Annotated in this window: 13 protein-coding genes; 9 read left to right on the top strand and 4 right to left on the bottom strand. The window is 61.8% G+C overall.

All coding sequences use genetic code 11. The annotated features are described in order from the left end of the window. Positions 1-44: 44 nt before the first annotated feature. The 7 genes from dusB (at position 45) to hflX (ending at position 9,445) form a co-directional block, all read left to right on the top strand. A complete protein-coding gene (gene dusB, locus EOE18_RS05485) occupies positions 45-1,058 on the top strand; it encodes a tRNA dihydrouridine synthase DusB (RefSeq protein ID WP_127707422.1) in 1,014 nt (337 codons plus the stop codon). Then, complete coding sequence (locus tag EOE18_RS05480; protein WP_246027274.1) at positions 1,058-2,155, top strand: two-component system sensor histidine kinase NtrB; 1,098 nt, start codon at positions 1,058-1,060, stop codon at positions 2,153-2,155. The genes dusB and EOE18_RS05480 overlap by 1 nt, the downstream gene beginning before the upstream one ends. A gap of 3 nt (positions 2,156-2,158) precedes the next feature. Further along, the gene (locus EOE18_RS05475) at positions 2,159-3,580 is read left to right on the top strand and encodes a sigma 54-interacting transcriptional regulator (protein WP_127707031.1); all 1,422 of its coding nucleotides are present in this window, start codon (positions 2,159-2,161) and stop codon (positions 3,578-3,580) included. 72 nt (positions 3,581-3,652) lie between these two features. Further along, on the top strand, positions 3,653-5,917 hold the full coding sequence (locus tag EOE18_RS05470) for a sensor histidine kinase (RefSeq protein ID WP_127707029.1): 2,265 nt from the start codon (positions 3,653-3,655) through the stop codon (positions 5,915-5,917). 24 nt (positions 5,918-5,941) lie between these two features. Then, complete coding sequence (gene ntrX / locus EOE18_RS05465) at positions 5,942-7,333, top strand: nitrogen assimilation response regulator NtrX (RefSeq protein WP_127707027.1); 1,392 nt, start codon at positions 5,942-5,944, stop codon at positions 7,331-7,333. A 181-nt stretch (positions 7,334-7,514) separates the two neighbouring features. Then, positions 7,515-8,120 (top strand): RNA chaperone Hfq, encoded by a 606-nt coding sequence (gene hfq / locus EOE18_RS05460; RefSeq protein WP_127707025.1) that lies wholly within the window; start codon positions 7,515-7,517, stop codon positions 8,118-8,120. A 2-nt stretch (positions 8,121-8,122) separates the two neighbouring features. Beyond that, positions 8,123-9,445, top strand: a complete 1,323-nt coding sequence (gene hflX / locus EOE18_RS05455; RefSeq protein WP_127707418.1) for a GTPase HflX — start codon at positions 8,123-8,125, stop codon at positions 9,443-9,445. A gap of 17 nt (positions 9,446-9,462) precedes the next feature. Here the strand turns inward: hflX and mazG are convergent, their stop codons facing one another. From mazG to EOE18_RS05435, 4 genes are all read right to left on the bottom strand, one after another. Next, a complete protein-coding gene (gene mazG, locus EOE18_RS05450; protein WP_127707023.1) occupies positions 9,463-10,236 on the bottom strand; it encodes a nucleoside triphosphate pyrophosphohydrolase in 774 nt (257 codons plus the stop codon). A 79-nt stretch (positions 10,237-10,315) separates the two neighbouring features. Continuing rightward, the gene (locus EOE18_RS05445) at positions 10,316-11,593 is read right to left on the bottom strand and encodes an MFS transporter (RefSeq protein ID WP_127707021.1); all 1,278 of its coding nucleotides are present in this window, start codon (positions 11,591-11,593) and stop codon (positions 10,316-10,318) included. A gap of 50 nt (positions 11,594-11,643) precedes the next feature. After that, positions 11,644-12,450, bottom strand: coding sequence for a 2-keto-4-pentenoate hydratase (locus EOE18_RS05440; RefSeq protein WP_127707019.1), 807 nt, complete (start codon positions 12,448-12,450; stop codon positions 11,644-11,646). 84 nt (positions 12,451-12,534) lie between these two features. Next, positions 12,535-14,040 carry a UxaA family hydrolase gene (locus EOE18_RS05435; protein WP_220445972.1) on the bottom strand — a complete coding sequence of 502 codons (1,506 nt, stop codon included), beginning with the start codon at positions 14,038-14,040 and terminating at the stop codon, positions 12,535-12,537. Between the two features lie 167 nt (positions 14,041-14,207). On the opposite strand from EOE18_RS05435, the gene EOE18_RS05430 reads away from it, so the two are divergent. Continuing rightward, complete coding sequence (locus EOE18_RS05430; protein WP_127707015.1) at positions 14,208-15,227, top strand: LacI family DNA-binding transcriptional regulator; 1,020 nt, start codon at positions 14,208-14,210, stop codon at positions 15,225-15,227. A gap of 138 nt (positions 15,228-15,365) precedes the next feature. After that, positions 15,366-16,004: an RpiB/LacA/LacB family sugar-phosphate isomerase gene (locus EOE18_RS05425; protein ID WP_127707013.1), complete on the top strand. Its 639-nt coding sequence runs from the start codon at positions 15,366-15,368 to the stop codon at positions 16,002-16,004. Positions 16,005-16,011: the final 7 nt, after the last annotated feature.

Genomic DNA, 16,011 nt, shown 5'->3' with positions numbered 1-16,011 from the left:
TATGCGCTGCCCACTTTTTAGGCACGCCCATGAATGAGACAGCTATGACCGACACGCCGGTGCCACCGACCCTTAACCCTATCCACATTGGCCCGGTGCGGATCGACTGTCCGGTCATTCTGGCGCCGATGACGGCGGTGACTGATCTGCCGTTCCGGCGGATGGTGCGGCGCTATGGTTCGGGCCTGAACGTGACGGAAATGATCGCCTCGCCCGCCGCTATCCGTGAAACGCGCCAGTCGATCCAGAAGGCGGCGTGGGATCCGGTGGAAGAGCCGGTGTCGATGCAGCTGGTCGGTTGCGAGCCCGAGCAGATGGGCGAGGCGGCCCGAATTGCTCAGGACAAGGGCGCGGCGATTATCGACATCAATATGGGCTGCCCCGTGCGCAAGGTGGTCAATGGTGATGCCGGTTCGGCGCTCATGCGCGTGCCTGATCTGGCGGCGCGTTTGATCGAGGCCTGCGTCAAGGCGGTTGATGTGCCGGTCACGGTGAAGATGCGGATGGGTTGGTGCCATGACAGCCTCAACGCCCCCGCTCTGGCCCGCGTGGCGCAGGATCTGGGCGCGAAGATGGTGACGGTTCATGGCCGCACCCGCAACCAGATGTATAAGGGCAGCGCCGATTGGGCCTTTGTGCGCAAGGTGAAAGAGGCGGTGGATATTCCGGTCATCGTCAATGGCGATATTTGCACGATCGAAGACGCGGCCGCCGCTGTCGAGCAATCGGGCGCGGATGGCATCATGATCGGGCGCGGGGCTTATGGTAGGCCTTGGCTGTTGGGTCAGATGATGCATTGGCTGGCCACGGGCGAGCGCAAGGCCGATCCCGCTTTGGCCGAACGCTATGCCGTTCTGCTGGAGCATTATGACGACATGCTGGCCCATTATGATTTCAAGACCGGCGTGCATATGTTCCGCAAGCATCTGGGCTGGTACACGCATGGGCTGGCCGGATCGGCAGCTTTCCGCAACAAGGCCAATTTCATGGAGGACCCCAAGGACGTAAAGGCCGCGCTGGCGGAATTCTTTGCGCCCTTGCTGGATCAGGCCGCCTGATGGAACCCTATGTTGCGCCTCCGCCGGATGCGCGCAAAATGCTGGCCAGCCTGCCGCAAGCGGTGATCCTGTTGGCGCCGGGGCAGAAGATATCTTTGGCCAATCCGGCGGCAGAGCAGTTTTTGGGGCAGAGCCAGCGGCGCTTGTTGGGTCGGTCTTTGCATGAAGTGTTCATGCTGGACGATGCGCGGTTGATGGAGCGTCTGGCCGAGAGTGACGCGCCGATCACCGCGCGCCATGTGGATGCGCAAGTGCCGGGGCAAGGCGGACGCCGCGTGGATATTTCCACCTCGCCTGTGGTGGATAGCGCGGGCTGGCAAGTGCTGACGTTGAGCGATAGCGCGGCGGTGGAGCCTTTGGGGCAGGCCATGCCCGCCGATGGGCAGGGCGTGCTGCGCGGACCGGAAATTCTGGCGCATGAGATCAAGAACCCTTTGGCGGGCATTCGGGGGGCGGCGCAATTGCTGGCGCGCAAGGTGACCGGCAAGGATCAGGCCTTGACCCATCTGATCGCCGATGAGGTGGACCGCATCGCCAAGCTCATTGACCAGATGCAGACCTTGAGCCGCCGCACCACCGAGCCGGTCGAACCCTGCAATCTGCACGAGACGATCCGCCGCGCCAGTTCCATCCTGCAAGCCGCAGGCACCGCCCCGCGTATCGAGGAGGAGTTCGACCCCTCGCTCCCCCCCGTTTTGGGCAGCGCGCATGGGTTGGTGCAGGTGTTGATCAACCTTTTGTCCAACGCGCGCGAGGCTGTGGCCGATCAGGCCAGGCCCCGTATCATCGTGCGCACCCGTTTCGTTTCCGGCCTGCAATTGCACGCCACCGATCGCGGCAAGGCGGTTCGTTTGCCGATCGAGGTGCGGGTGTCGGACAATGGCGTGGGCATCGACACATCTGTGCGCGACCATATTTTCGAACCCTTTGTCACGTCCAAGAAATCGGGGCAGGGGTTGGGACTGGCCTTGGTGCGCAAATTGGTGCGCGACATGAATGGCCGCATCACCCATGACCGCGACGATGTGGGCGGTTGGACCCATTTTCGCCTGCATTTGCCGGTTGCGCCATCGCCTGCGCTGCGGATGAAGGATTAAGCCATGAGCATCCTGTTGGTTGAGGACGATGAGTCCATCGCCATTGTGATCACCGCCGCGTTGGAGGCCGAGGGCTTTGATGTGGCCCGTTGCGATTCCATCGCGGGGCGGGACCGGCTGTTGCTGGAGCGGCGCTATTCCGCGCTAGTGACCGATGTGATGTTGACCGATGGCGACGGCATTGAATCGCTGGGGCAGGTTCGCGCTTCCCATCCTGATCTGCCAGTGATCATCCTGAGCGCACAGAACACGCTGGATACGGCGGTGCGGGCCTCGGACAAAGGCGCGTTTGAATATTTTCCGAAACCTTTCGACATTGACGAATTGGTGCGGACGGTGCGCCAGGCCGCTGGCCAGAGCGGGCAGGCCGGAGCCATCGGGCTGGAGGATGAAGCGGGGCAGGGGCTGCCGCTGGTAGGGCGTTCTGCCTCGATGCAGGCGGTCTATCGCATGATCACCCGCGTTTTGCGCAATGATCTGACCGTGCTCATCCTTGGCGAATCCGGCACGGGCAAGGAATTGGTGGCCGAGGCGATCCATCAATTGGGCCATCGCCAGCACGGGCCCTTTGTGGCGGTGAACACGGCGGCCATTCCGGCGGATCTGATCGAAAGCGAGCTTTTCGGCCATGAGAAAGGCGCCTTTACCGGCGCTGTGGCGCGCCATGTGGGCAAATTCGAGCAGGCGGCGGGGGGCACTTTGTTCCTTGACGAAATTGGCGATATGCCGATGCAGGCCCAGACCCGCCTGCTGCGCGCTTTGCAATCGGGCAGCATCCGCCGCGTGGGCGGGCGCGAGGAAGTGCGGATCGACACCCGCATTATCGCCGCCACCAACAAGGATCTGGAACCAATGATCGCGGCGGGCCAGTTCCGCGAGGATCTTTATTACCGCCTGAATGTGGTGCCGATCCACCTGCCTGCCTTGCGAGAGCGCGCCGATGACATTCCTGCCTTGGCCCGCCATTTCCTCGTGCTGGCTGCTGGGGAGGGGCTGCCGCGCCGCCAGTTGACCGAGGAAGCGTTGATCCTGCTGTCGCAGCAGCCTTGGCGCGGCAATGTGCGCGAGTTGCGCAATTTCATCTACCGCCTCGCCCTGTTGGCGCGTGAGGATATTATCGACGCCGCCGCGCTGGAACCGATGTTGATCGCGCCGTCGCGGGCGGAGGAAGCGCCCACCGGCGGGCCGGTCAGCCTTGAGCAGGCGGTGGCGCTGTGGCTGGCCGCGCATCAGCCTGCGGCGGGCACGATCTATGATGCGGCGCTGGCCGCGTTTGAAAAGCCGCTTTTCACCGAAATCCTTGGCCAGACCGGCGGCAACCAGTTGCGCGCCGCGCAAATTCTGGGGATCAATCGCAATACTTTGCGAAAACGACTGGTCGATCTGGCGATTGATCCCGACCATTTCCTGCGCCGTCCGGTGTGATGGGCAGGCATTTGGTCTAGCGAACGCTTTTCCCTTGCATTTGTGCCACAGTGTCGTTGTAATCAGGACACGATGGCATCGCAAGGGATCAAGGTTTCGCGCAAATATCCGCGCTGGTTGCGACGGGCGATCATCGCTGTGCGGCGGACCAATGTCATTCCCTATATCTGGGTGGCCTCGGTTGTCGCCTTTCTTGGCGCTACTTTGGCCAGTTGGCTGGCGGTTTCGGACCAGTCGGCCAAGGGCGAACTGCTGCCCACCGGCATGACCGCCACTTTGCTGGTGGCGACTTTGGTGCCGGCCATGGCCATTCTGGTGCTGATCGGGCGCGGCATGGCGGTGCGGCGCGCGGCGGAAAGCATTGGCGGCAAGGGGCAATTGCATACCCAACTGGTGCTGCTGTTCTCGGTCATCGCGGCGGTGCCAACGCTGCTGGTGGTGATCTTCGCCTCGTGGCTGTTCCAGTCGGGCGTGGAATTCTGGTTCTCCGACAATTCGCGCGGACTGCTGGAAAACGCGAACAAGCTGGCGCAGGGCTATTACGAGCAATCGCAGCGCGACGTTTCCAACGAAGCCATCGCGATGACCAGCGACCTGCGCTATATCCTAAGCCAGACCAATATTGTTAGCCTCGAGTTCCAGCAGAGCCTGTCCTATCAGGTGTTGCAACGCGGGCTGGACGAAGTGGCGATCCAGCAAAAGGCGCCCGATGGGCATATGATCACGGTGGCGATTGTCGATCCGACCAAGGATGACGCGCGGGTTCGCATCACGCCCGAGGAGCGCCGCAGGATCGACAATGGCGAGCCGATTGTGGTCAATGCCAAAGCCGACCGGATCGAGGCGGTAACCCTGATCGACCAGCGCAGCGGGCTATACCTCTATGCCGCGCGCACCTCCGACTTGTTGGCGATCAGTCAGGGGCGGCGTGCCGACAATATCGTGCGCGCCTATCAGGTGCTGACGCAAAGAGCTCGTTTGCTCCAGTTGCGGTTTAATATCGCGCTGTTTGTGGTGTCGCTGGCTTTGGTGGGCCTGTCGGTCTGGCTGGCTCTGCGCTTTGCCGACAGGCAGGTGCAGCCGCTCTATGCGCTGGTGGGGGCTGCTCGGCGAGTGGGCGATGGCAATTACGCCATCCGCATCGAAGGGCAGGCCAGCAGCGACGAAATCGGCCTGCTCAACCGCGCCTTCAACCGCATGACAGGACAGATCGAGCGCCAGACGGCGGCCCTTGTCCGCGCCAATTTGCAGATCGATGAAAGGCGCGCCTTTATGGAGGCGGTGCTGGAATCGGTGACTGCGGGGGTGATCTCGCTCGATGCGCTGGGCTGTGTGCGGCTGATGAACTCCTCGGCGCAAATGCTGCTGCTGGGGCGTCAGGATGGCGCGCCTGTGGGCAAGCCCTTGGCCGATATCGCGCCCCAATTGCTGACCATGCTGTCCGACAGCGAGGGGCGCGGCAAGGGCGGTGGGGTGGTGCAATATAGCATGCCCGCCGACCGTGGCGGCGATCTGATGACTTTGGCGGTGAAAGTGACGGCCAACCGCAGCGGCAGCGCCATCAGCGGCCATGTGATCACCTTTGAAGACATCACGCGGCAATTGCTTGACCAGCGGCAGGCGGCATGGTCCGACGTGGCGCGGCGCATCGCGCATGAAATCAAAAACCCGCTGACCCCGATCCAGCTGGCCACCGAGCGCCTGTCCCGCCGTTATCGCCGCCAGATCGTGGAGGCGCCCGAATTGTTCGAGGAATTGACCGCCACGATCATCCGGCAGGTGGGCGACCTGCGCAAGATGGTGGACGAGTTCTCCTCCTTTGCCCGCCTGCCCAAGCCGGTGTTCCGCACCGAGGACCCCGCCGATCTGGCGCGTCAGGCCCTGTTCCTGCAGGAAGTGGCGCGCACCGACATTGTCTTCACCATGCGGGTGGAGGATGATCTGGGCCTGATCGCTTGCGACCGCCACCAATTTGGTCAGGCGATGACAAATGTTTTGAAAAATGCAACGGAAGCTGTTGAAGCCAAGCAGAAAATTGCCCATGCGGATTATAGGGGCCAGATCGAACTGGCGCTGACCGTGCAGGGCGATAGCGTGGTGGCCAGCATTACCGACAATGGCATCGGTCTGCCGCAGGACCGTGAGCGGATCGTCGAACCCTATGTCACCACCCGCGAAAAGGGCACGGGGCTGGGGCTGGCGATCGTGAAAAAGATTGTGGAGGAACATGGCGGCGAAATGGGCTTTGCCAGCGTGGACGGCGGCGGCACCCGCGTCAGCTTGCGCTTTGCCCGCGATCCGCTGCATGATGAAGAGGCTGCGGAACATGGCGTTTAATCAAGTGAGAGGGTGGTGAGCAGCATGGCTGTCGAAATTCTGATCGTCGATGATGAGAAGGATATCCGCGAGCTGGTCGCAGGCGTCCTGTCCGACGAAGGCTATGAGTGCCGCACGGCAGGCGATAGCGGCTCGGCGCTGGCGGCGGTGGACGCAAGGCGCCCTTCGCTGGTGCTGCTGGACGTATGGCTACAGGGCAGCCCGATGGACGGGCTGGAAGTGCTGGACGCGATCAAGCTGCGCGAGCCGGAATTGCCGGTCATCATCTTTTCCGGCCATGGCAATATTGACACGGCGGTGGCGGCGATTGGTCGCGGTGCGGTGGACTTTATTGAAAAGCCCTTTGAAACCGAACGTCTGCTGCATCTGGTGGCCCGTGCCACCGAAACCGAAAAGCTGCGGCGTGAAAATGCGCGGTTGAAGCTGGATACGGCGCAACAGGGCACCGAATTTCAAGGCAGTTCCAGCACGATCAACCATGTGCGCGCCACGCTGAAGCGCGTGGCCAACACCGGCAGCCGCTTGCTGATTTCCGGCCCGTCCGGTGCGGGCAAGGAGGTGGCGGCGCGCCTGCTCCATTCGTGGAGTCCGCGTGCGGAAAAGCCCTTTGTCTCGGTCAATTCGGCGCGGATCACGCCGGAGAGGTTTGAGGAGGAGCTGTTCGGCGAGGAAGCCAATGGCCAATTGCTGCGGGCGGGTCTGCTGGAACTGGCCGATGGCGGCACGCTTTATCTGGATGAAGTGGGCGATATGCCGCTGTCCACACAGGCGCGCATCCTGCGGGTGTTGACTGATCAGGCCTTTGTTCGCGTGGGTGGCAACCGGCAATTGCGGGTGGATGTGCGGGTGGTTTCCTCCACCAGTCGCAATCTGGAGAAGGAAATCGCTGAAAAGCGGTTCCGCGAGGATCTGTTCTATCGCCTGAATGTAGTGCCGGTGGTGGTGCCATCGCTGGCCGAAAGGCGCGAGGATATTCCCGCTCTGGTCGACCATTTCTTTGCCCGTTATGCCAATGAGCATGGCCTGCCCCCGCCGGATATTTCCTTGGAGGCGATGGCGGCTTTGCAGGCCTATGAATGGCCCGGCAATGTGCGCCAATTGCGCAATGTGGTGGAGCGGACAGTGATTCTCGCCCCGCGTGACCGATTGGGCCGCGTAGAGTTGGATATGCTGCCCGCCGAGATCAACCATGGGCGCATGGCCGGTGACGGGGGCATGTCCACCCTTATGGGCGTGCCGCTGCGCGAGGCGCGCGAGAATTTCGAACGGGAATATTTGCGCGTACAAATCCGCCGTTTTTCGGGAAATATCTCCAAAACGGCGGCCTTTATCGGGATGGAACGCTCTGCTCTTCACCGCAAGTTGAAGCTGTTGGGCATGGTGGATAAGCGCGATGACGAGGAAGGCGAGGATTAGATCGCGCCCTGATTGCGGAAATACGTCCCACATTGGTCACTATAGCGTCAAAAAGCCCATTTACGCTGCGACTGCGAAGCGATAGAGAAGAGGCACAAGACTTCGGACCGGCTCCCTTCATGGCCGGTCCAGAATGCGGACCGTATTGGCGGCCGCCAACAAACATAGGAGTAAAAAGCCCATGACGACCACCGGACGCACTCTTTCCGCCCGTCCTCGTTCCAAGCCGGTTGAGACCGAGGTGGAAGACGCAAACGCCGCCGTGGAAACTGCCGCCCCTGCCCCCCTGCCGGTGGGCAAAGGTGGCCAGAACCTGCAGGACCAGTTCCTGAACTATCTGCGCAAGAACAAGACCCCTGTGACCATGTTCCTTGTGAAGGGCGTGAAGCTGCAGGGCATTGTGACGTGGTTCGACAATTTTTCGATCCTGTTGCGCCGTGATGGCCAGTCGCAGCTGGTGTATAAGCACGCTGTTTCGACCATCATGCCCAGCCAGCCCATCGACACCCGCCTGTTCTCGCAAGGCGCGGAAAATGGCAAGAAGGCCCGCCTGTTGCAGGATGTGTTCCTGTCCTCGATCCGCTCGTCCAGCGTTCAGGTGACGATGTTCCTCGTCAATGGCGTGATGTTGCAGGGTCGCGTGGCCAATTATGACCTGTTCTGCATGATGCTGGAACGCGAAGGCTATGTGCAGCTTGCCTATAAGCACGCCGTATCGACCATTCAGCCGCTGGGTCCGGTCGATCTGACCGGTGATTGGGACGGCGAAGAAGACGCAGGAGCCTGATTATTTCTGATGAATTGACCGGTGAGGTCACAAGAGGCGCCCGTGCGCTGGTGGTTTGCCCCGAATTTCGCGGGCGGGCCAGCGCAACGGACACCGAATCGCGGGTAGAGGAAGCCAAGGGTTTGGCACTGGCCATCGGGCTGGTGATCGCCGACGCTTTTCCTCTGCCCATTCGCGAGGCGCGGCCCGGCACCTTGTTTGGCGAAGGCCAGATCCAGAACATCGCCACCGCCTGCACCCTGCATGAGGCGGATCTGATCATCGTCGATGGCGCGCTATCGGCGGTGCAGCAGCGCAATCTTGAGGAAAAGCTGAAACGCAAGGTGATCGACCGCACGGGCCTGATCCTCGAGATCTTTGGCGAGCGGGCGGCCACGGCGGAAGGGCGGCTTCAGGTCGAACTGGCGCATCTGGATTATCAGGCGGGCCGTCTGGTGCGCAGCTGGACTCACCTTGAGCGTCAGCGCGGTGGCTTCGGCTTCCTTGGCGGTCCGGGGGAAACCCAGATCGAGGCCGACCGCCGCATGATCCGCGACCGCATGGCGCGCATCCGCCGCGAGCTGGAGCAGGTGCGCCGCACGCGCGGGCTGCACCGTGACCGGCGCGAGAAGGCGCCTTGGCCGGTGATCGCCTTGGTCGGCTATACCAATGCGGGCAAGAGCACTTTGTTCAACCGCCTGACCGGCGCGGATGTGATGGCGCAGGACCTGCTGTTCGCCACGCTGGACCCGACCATGCGGGCGATCCGCCTGCCCGGTCTGGACAAGGCGATCCTGTCGGACACGGTGGGCTTCATCTCCGATCTGCCCACGCAATTGGTGGCCGCTTTCCGCGCTACACTGGAAGAAGTGACGGCGGCGGACGTGGTGGTCCATGTCCGCGACATAGCCAATCCTGACACAGCCGCACAGAAGGCGCAGGTGCTTTCCGTGCTGGAAGATCTGGGCTTGCTGGAGGAGGGCACACAGGCGCCGCAGGTTCCGATCATCGAAGTGTGGAACAAATGGGACCTGCTGGAGCCTGAACGCGCCGCCCATCTGTGGCATGCTGCGCGTGAGGCTGCGCATGAGGATGAGGTGGTCGTCCCGCTTTCCGCGCTGACGGGCGAGGGCTGCGAGGAATTGCTGGCCGCCGCCAATCGTCTTCTGACCGATGATGCGCGCGAACATTCCTTTACGCTGCCGGTGTCGGATGGTCTGCGCCTGGCGTGGCTCCACGCCCATGGCGAGGTGCTGGAGGATGAGGCGGATGCCGAGGATGAAACCTATCGCCGCATGACTGTGCGCCTAACGCCCCGCGAATTCGGGCGTTTCCTGCAATTGTAAGGTGGGAGGCCTGACGCTCAGGCCTCCTGCTTTTTCACTGCCTGCCAAAGCGCTTCCTGTTCATCGAGGCTCAGCTTGGCGAAATCCACGCCCTGTTCGCGGGCCAGAGCCTCCATACCGTGAAAGCGGCGCTCGAATTTGGCGTTGGCGGCGCGCAGAGCTTCCTCGGGCGCTATGCTATAGGCGCGCACCAGATTGACGGCGGCGAACAGGAAATCGCCTGCCTCCTCGATCCGATGTTGCTGGCTTTGCGCCTGCGCCAATTCTTCCACCTCTTCCGCCACTTTGGCGGCAGGGCCGGCTACATCGGGCCAGTCAAATCCGACCCTTGCCGCCCGCTTTTGCAGCTTTTCCGCCCGCATCAGCGCGGGCAGGGCAAGAGCCACCCCATCCAGTGCGCTGGTAGCGCCCTTGGCCGCGCGTTCTTCTGCCTTCAGTTTTTCCCAGCGGATTTCGCGCGATTGGCCCTCGTTATCCTCTTGGCCAAAGATATGCGGGTGGCGCGCTTCCATCTTGTCGCTGATCGCGGCGGCCACATCGTCGAAATGGAAATGGCCCGCTTCCTCGGCAATGCGACTATGGAACACCACTTGCAGCAGCAGGTCGCCCAATTCCTCGCGCAGGGCGGGGATGTCCTCGCGCTCGATCGCATCGGCCACTTCATAGGCTTCCTCGATCGTATAGGGGGCGATGGTGGCGAAAGTCTGCGCCACATCCCATTCGCAGCCGCTTTCAGGATCGCGCAGGCGCGCCATGATGGCCAACAGGCGGGACAGGGCGGGAGAGTTCATGAATGCACAACCTTGAAATGCAAAGGGACCGGCAAGGCATAGGCAGCCCTACCGGTCCCCGCAAGGATCAAAGATGCCTTCAGTCTACCGCAGCGGGTGCCAGACGCGGGCTGAGCAGATGAACGCAGGCCAGAGCCAGCAAATAGGCGCTGGCGCAGAGCGCGAAGAGCACCTGATAATTATTGCCGGTTTTGTCCAGAATATAGCCGGTGAACAAAGCCATACCCATGCCGCCCAGCGCGCCCACCGTGCCGCCGATGCCCACTACGCTGCCCACGGCGGCGCGGGGGAACAGGTCGGACGGCAGAGTGTAGAGATTGGCCGAGAAAGCCTGATGCGCAGCCGTTGCCAGACCGATGATCAGCACCGCGCCCCAAACACTATCAATATCTTGCGCCACAAAGATCGGCAGCACCAGCAGGGCGCAGAGCAACATGGTCACCTTGCGCGCCACATTCACCGAATAGCCGCGCCGCATCATGGCGGAGGACATCCAGCCACCGGCAATGCTGCCCAGATCCGACAGGATGTAGATGGCGGCAAGCGGCAGGCCAAAGCTCTTGAGGTCAAGGTGATAACGGTCGAACAGATAGCCCGGCAGCCAGAACAGGAAGAACCACCAGACGGGATCGATCAGGAACTTGCCGAGGGCATAGGCCCAGGTCTCGCGGCGGGCGATCAGCTTGCCCCAACCGATCTTTTCCACCGTGTCCTGCGCGTCCTGCGAAATCCATGCGCGTTCGCCCTCGGTCAGCTTGGGCTGTTGCGATGGGTGGCGATAGATCGCCCACCAAGCCGCCAGCCACGTCAGGCCAAACACGCCGGTGATGAAGAAAGCCGCGCGCCAGCCAAACCATAGCACCAGCGCAGGCACCAGCAGCGGGGTGATAATCGCCCCCACATTGGCGCCCGCGTTGAACAAGCCAATCGCATAGGCGCGTTCTTTTTGCGGGAACCAGTCGGCCACAGCGCGGATACCGGCGGGGAAATTGCCCGCCTCGCCCACGCCAAGTCCAAAGCGGGCGGCGGCAAAGCTGGAAACGCCGCTGGCAAAACCATGCGCCATATGGCCGATGGTCCAAACCACAATCGCCACCGCATAGCCCAGCCTTGCGCCCAGCACGTCCACCACGCGCCCAAAGCCGAAATAGCCCAAGGCATAGGCGACCTGAAACCAGAAGACGATGGTGGCAAAGTCGCTCTCGTGCCAGCCCATTTCGGCCTTCAACGTGGGCTTCAACACGCCGATCATCTGACGGTCGATGTAATTGACGGCGGTTGCAGCGAACAAAAGCCCGCAAACCACCCAGCGCTGCCGACCCGCCTTGGGGTTCAAACCTTGCGTTTCGCCGGTCATCCTTCACTCTCCATACTTGCGCCGCTCTTGTCTGGGGCGCTTGGGGCGTTTCAGGCCTGTTTCGGGCCAGCGGCGGTCAAAATGCAGGACAGACTGCCATGCTGCCCGAAACTTGCGGTCACCTTCTGCCCCACCAGCGCCTGATGCACGCCGGTGATCGCGCCGGTGGACACCCAGAAGCCCTGCGACACATCTATGCCACGCGCGACCAGATTGGCCAGCAGGAAGCGCACCGCGCCATAGGGGCCATCGAGCATGGTGGCCGCGGTGGCTTCGCCGACCACGACGCCGTCGATTTCGGTGGTGACCACGATGGCGCAGAGGTCCAGCGCCTGCCAATCCGCCAGCACGGGGCCAAGCACCAGCCCTGCATTATTGCCGAAATCGGACGCGGTCACACAAGGGCCATCGGCATTGATGCCGGGATAGGGGGAGCTGGCCACTTCAATGCCAAGGCGAACTTCATCAAGGATGGCCTTGGTTTCATTGTCATTGGTGGGAATGGGGCCCGCAAAACCTTCCGCTACATGCAGCATCATTTCCGCTTCGCCCGCGATAAAGCCATCGGCAAAGACGGGCAGTTCGGGCGTATTGCCTTCGGCGCTGAACACGGTGTCAGCGAAGATAGGTCCCGCGAGGCGGTTGGCGCCCAGTTCCGTGTCGAGCGGGGCATTGATGCGGCCCACTTTCCAGCCCACCACGGGGCGACCATCCAGCGCGATGGCCGCATCCTGAATAGTATAGGCCTCGGCCAGCGTGCTGGGCTTTTCGCTCGGATAGGTGGCCAGACCCGAGCCAGCGCGCCTTGCGGCGACAAAAGCGGCGGCAATCTGGGCGGTGTTGGTTTCAGTCGTCATCCTTACCCCACATCTGATCATGTTAAAACTTGTATTGGAAACCGGTGTCAACGGTAAATGATAATGGTTTACATTTTGGCGCTCTTACAGCGTTACGCCGCGCCGCCAAATGGCAATCGCACGCTGGCCGGATTTCTCGGCGGCGGTGCGTTCTCCGCTGGCAATGGCGATCAGGCGGTTCAGGAAAGCCTTGTCGGCCACGTCCTGCCCTTCATCCAATGCGATGGCGGCGTCAAAATCGATCCAATGCGGCTTGGCCTTGGCCAAGGCATGGTTGGAGGCCACCTTCACCGTGGGCACAGGAAAGCCCAAAGGTGTTCCGCGTCCGGTGGTAAACAGTACCATGGTCGCACCCGCCGCCGCCAGAGCGGTGGAGGAAATGGCATCATTGCCGGGCGCTTCCAGCAGGGACAGACCTCCCAGAGGCGTCTGCTGCCCATAGCCAATCACAGCCGACAAAGCCGCATGGCCCGCCTTTTGCACCGCACCCAGAGATTTCTCCTCCAGCGTGGTGATGCCACCGGCCAGATTGCCGGGCGAGGGGTTTTCCGAGACGGGCAGGCCTTGGTCGAGGTAATAGCGCTTGAACCCATTGACCAGATCGGCAGCGGCGGCGAAGATTTCCTGCGATTTGGCGCGGTCGAGCAAGGCCTGCTCTGCGCCGAAGATTTCGGGGATCTCGGTTAAGACCGGCGTGCCGCCGGCATTGGCCAAAGTCTCGCTGAAACGGCCCAGCAAAGGATTGGCAGTCAGGCCCGAAAATCCGTCCGAACCGCCGCATTTCAGACCCACCACCAGCGCGGAGAGGGGCAGGGGCTGCCGTTCGGCCTTGGCCGCTTCCTGTACCATGGCGTCGATCAAGGCACCCGCTTCGGCCAATTCGTCGCCTGCTCTCTGGGAGCTTAGCGAGCGCAACTTGCTACGCGCCGCTTCCGGCAGCAGGGCCATTAATTCGGCGATCTGGTTGGATTCGCAGCCCAGCCCAAGGATCAACACCCCCGCAGCATTGGGATTGGCGGCTAGCCCCGCCAGCACGCTGCGCGTTCCGGCCAGATCGTCGCCCAATTGCGAACAGCCATGCGGGTGGGAAAAGGCGTGGATGCCATCAATCCTGCCCGCAGCGATCAGATCAGCATGGCGCAATTGGGCCTCGCGCGCCACTTGCTCTGCCGTCAGGCCTACGCAGCCCACTGTGGGCAGGATCCAGATCTCGTTGCGGGTGGCGGCGCGTCCATCCTCGCGAAGGTAGCCGTGCCATGTGGCTTCAACGGCGGGCTTGGCCTGCCCGTCATGCGCGGTGCCTGCGGCATAGGTCAGCTCGCCAGCCAGCGCGGTGGACAGATTGTGGGTGTGAACATGCGCGCCACGCGCGATGGCAGCATGCGCCTTACCGATCGACTGGCCATATTTGCGAACCACATCGCCCGCCGCATGATCACGCAGCGCCAACTTGTGCCCCTGTGCAATATCGTCCAGCGCGGACACGGTCTGGCCATCCAGCTCCAGCGCCTCGCCCGCCTGAATGGGGCGCAGCGCTACGGCCACCGAATCATCGGGGTGAACGCGGATGAGGGCGGGTTGATCGGCCATTGCTCTTCCCTTTTGCGCCATTGCGCATCTATTTGTGCTTTCCGTTGGACCGTTCTGCGTGATAGCTCTCGCATGGTAACCGGTGTCAACGCGTGCCATCCTTGCAACGAAGCGCGCACAAAGGCAAGGCGGGAAAATAGAGCAGCGTGCAGGAGCGGATCGTTATCATGGCAGTCAAAGAGCCCAAGCCGACCATCAACGACGTCGCCCGCATCGCAGGCGTGTCGAAAAAGACGGTCAGTCGGGTGATCAACAATTCGCCTTTGCTCAACACAGCCACGCGTGAAAAGGTCGAGGCCGTGATTGCCGAACTGGGCTATGTGCCCAATCCGCAGGCCCGAGCCTTGGCGCTGCGCCGCAATTTCCTGATTGGCCTGATCCATGATAACCCCAATGCGCAGACGGTGCTTTCCGTGCAGGAGGGCATGCTGGATGCGATGAAGGGTACCGAATTTGCGCTGGTGGTGCGGCCAGTTGATCGCAAGAGCCCGCGCCTTCTATCTGATATTCGCCATTTTATTGAGCAGCAGCGCCTCTATGGCGTCTATGTCCTGCCCCCCGTTTCGGAAAACGAGGATTTCGCTTGCCTGTGCAAGGAACTGGGTTGCCATTACGTGCGCATGGGTTCGGCCAGGCTGGATGACGAAGCGCATCTGGTGGAATCCAACGACCGCGAGGCGGTGCGTGACGCGGTGACCTATCTGATCGGTTTGGGCCATCAACGGATTGCCCATCTGGCGGGCCCTGCCGGTTTCCGTTCGGCCTATGAACGCGAGCAAGGTCTGCGCGAGGCTTTGACGGCGGCGGGGTTGGACCTTCCCGAAGCGGGGTTCGCGCGCGGCAATTACACCTTCGAATCGGGCTATCAGGCGGCGCAAGCCCTGCTGCGGGCCGAACCACGCCCAACGGCGATCTTTGTGGCCAATGATGAAATGGCGGCGGGCGCGCTGCATGTGGCACGGGAAATGGGGATTGATGTCCCGCAGGACCTGTCAATTGTCGGCTTCGACGATACGCCGATTGCCGCGCATATCTGGCCGCCGCTTACCACGGTCCGCTGGCCGATTCGGGCGATGGCCAAGGCAGCGGCGCATAAATTGATCCGACCCGATCAGGCTGCCGAGCAGACCGCGTTTTTCCGTTCCGAATTCGTGATCCGCGCCTCGACCGCTCCGGCCGCTTCCTGATCGGTCATGTGGAATTATGCACGACAAACATCTTGCCCCGCATCATGACACCGGTTACCAAGTGGCCAAAATGCGCAATGGCGATTGACCATTCGCGCACATAGTGAAACAACGTGCCGGAATTTGAGAGGAACTCCCATGAAAATCGCACTGATTATCGAAAACAGCCAGGCCGCGAAGAGCAGCATTGTTCACGAATCGCTGACCACCGTGGTCGAACCTCTGGGCCATCAGGTGCATCATTATGGCATGTACACGCCCGAGGATAAGGCCTCGCTCACCTATGTGATGAACGGTCTGCTGGCCGGTATCCTGCTGAACTCGGGCGCGGCTGACTTTGTGGTCACCGGTTGCGGCACCGGCATGGGGTCGATGCTGGCTGCCAATGCCATGCCCGGCGTGCTCTGCGGCCTGATCATCGATCCGACCGACGCTTTCCTGTTTGGTCAGATCAATGATGGCAATGCCATTTCCATGCCCTATTCCAAGGGCTTTGGCTGGGCTGCCGAACTGAACCTGCAGGATGTTTACACCAAGCTGTTCACCGGTGAACGCGGCCTTGGCTATCCCAAGGAGCGCGCCGCGATCATGAAGACCAACCGCGGCATCCTCAACAGCCTGAAGTCGGCCTCGTGCCGCGACATGCTGACCGTGCTCAAGACGGTGGATCAGGACCTGTTGAAGGCCACGATTGCCGGCGAAAAGTTCGCCGAATATTTCTACCCCAACTGCAAGGACGAGGCGATCGCCGCTTACTTGCGCGAACTGACCGCCTAAGCGACCG

The sequence above is a fragment of the Novosphingobium umbonatum genome (genome assembly GCF_004005905.1).
Taxonomy (GTDB): domain Bacteria; phylum Pseudomonadota; class Alphaproteobacteria; order Sphingomonadales; family Sphingomonadaceae; genus Novosphingobium; species Novosphingobium umbonatum.
The sequence above is the reverse complement of the archived record's forward strand: the minus strand, read 5'-3'. Positions and strand labels throughout refer to the sequence as shown.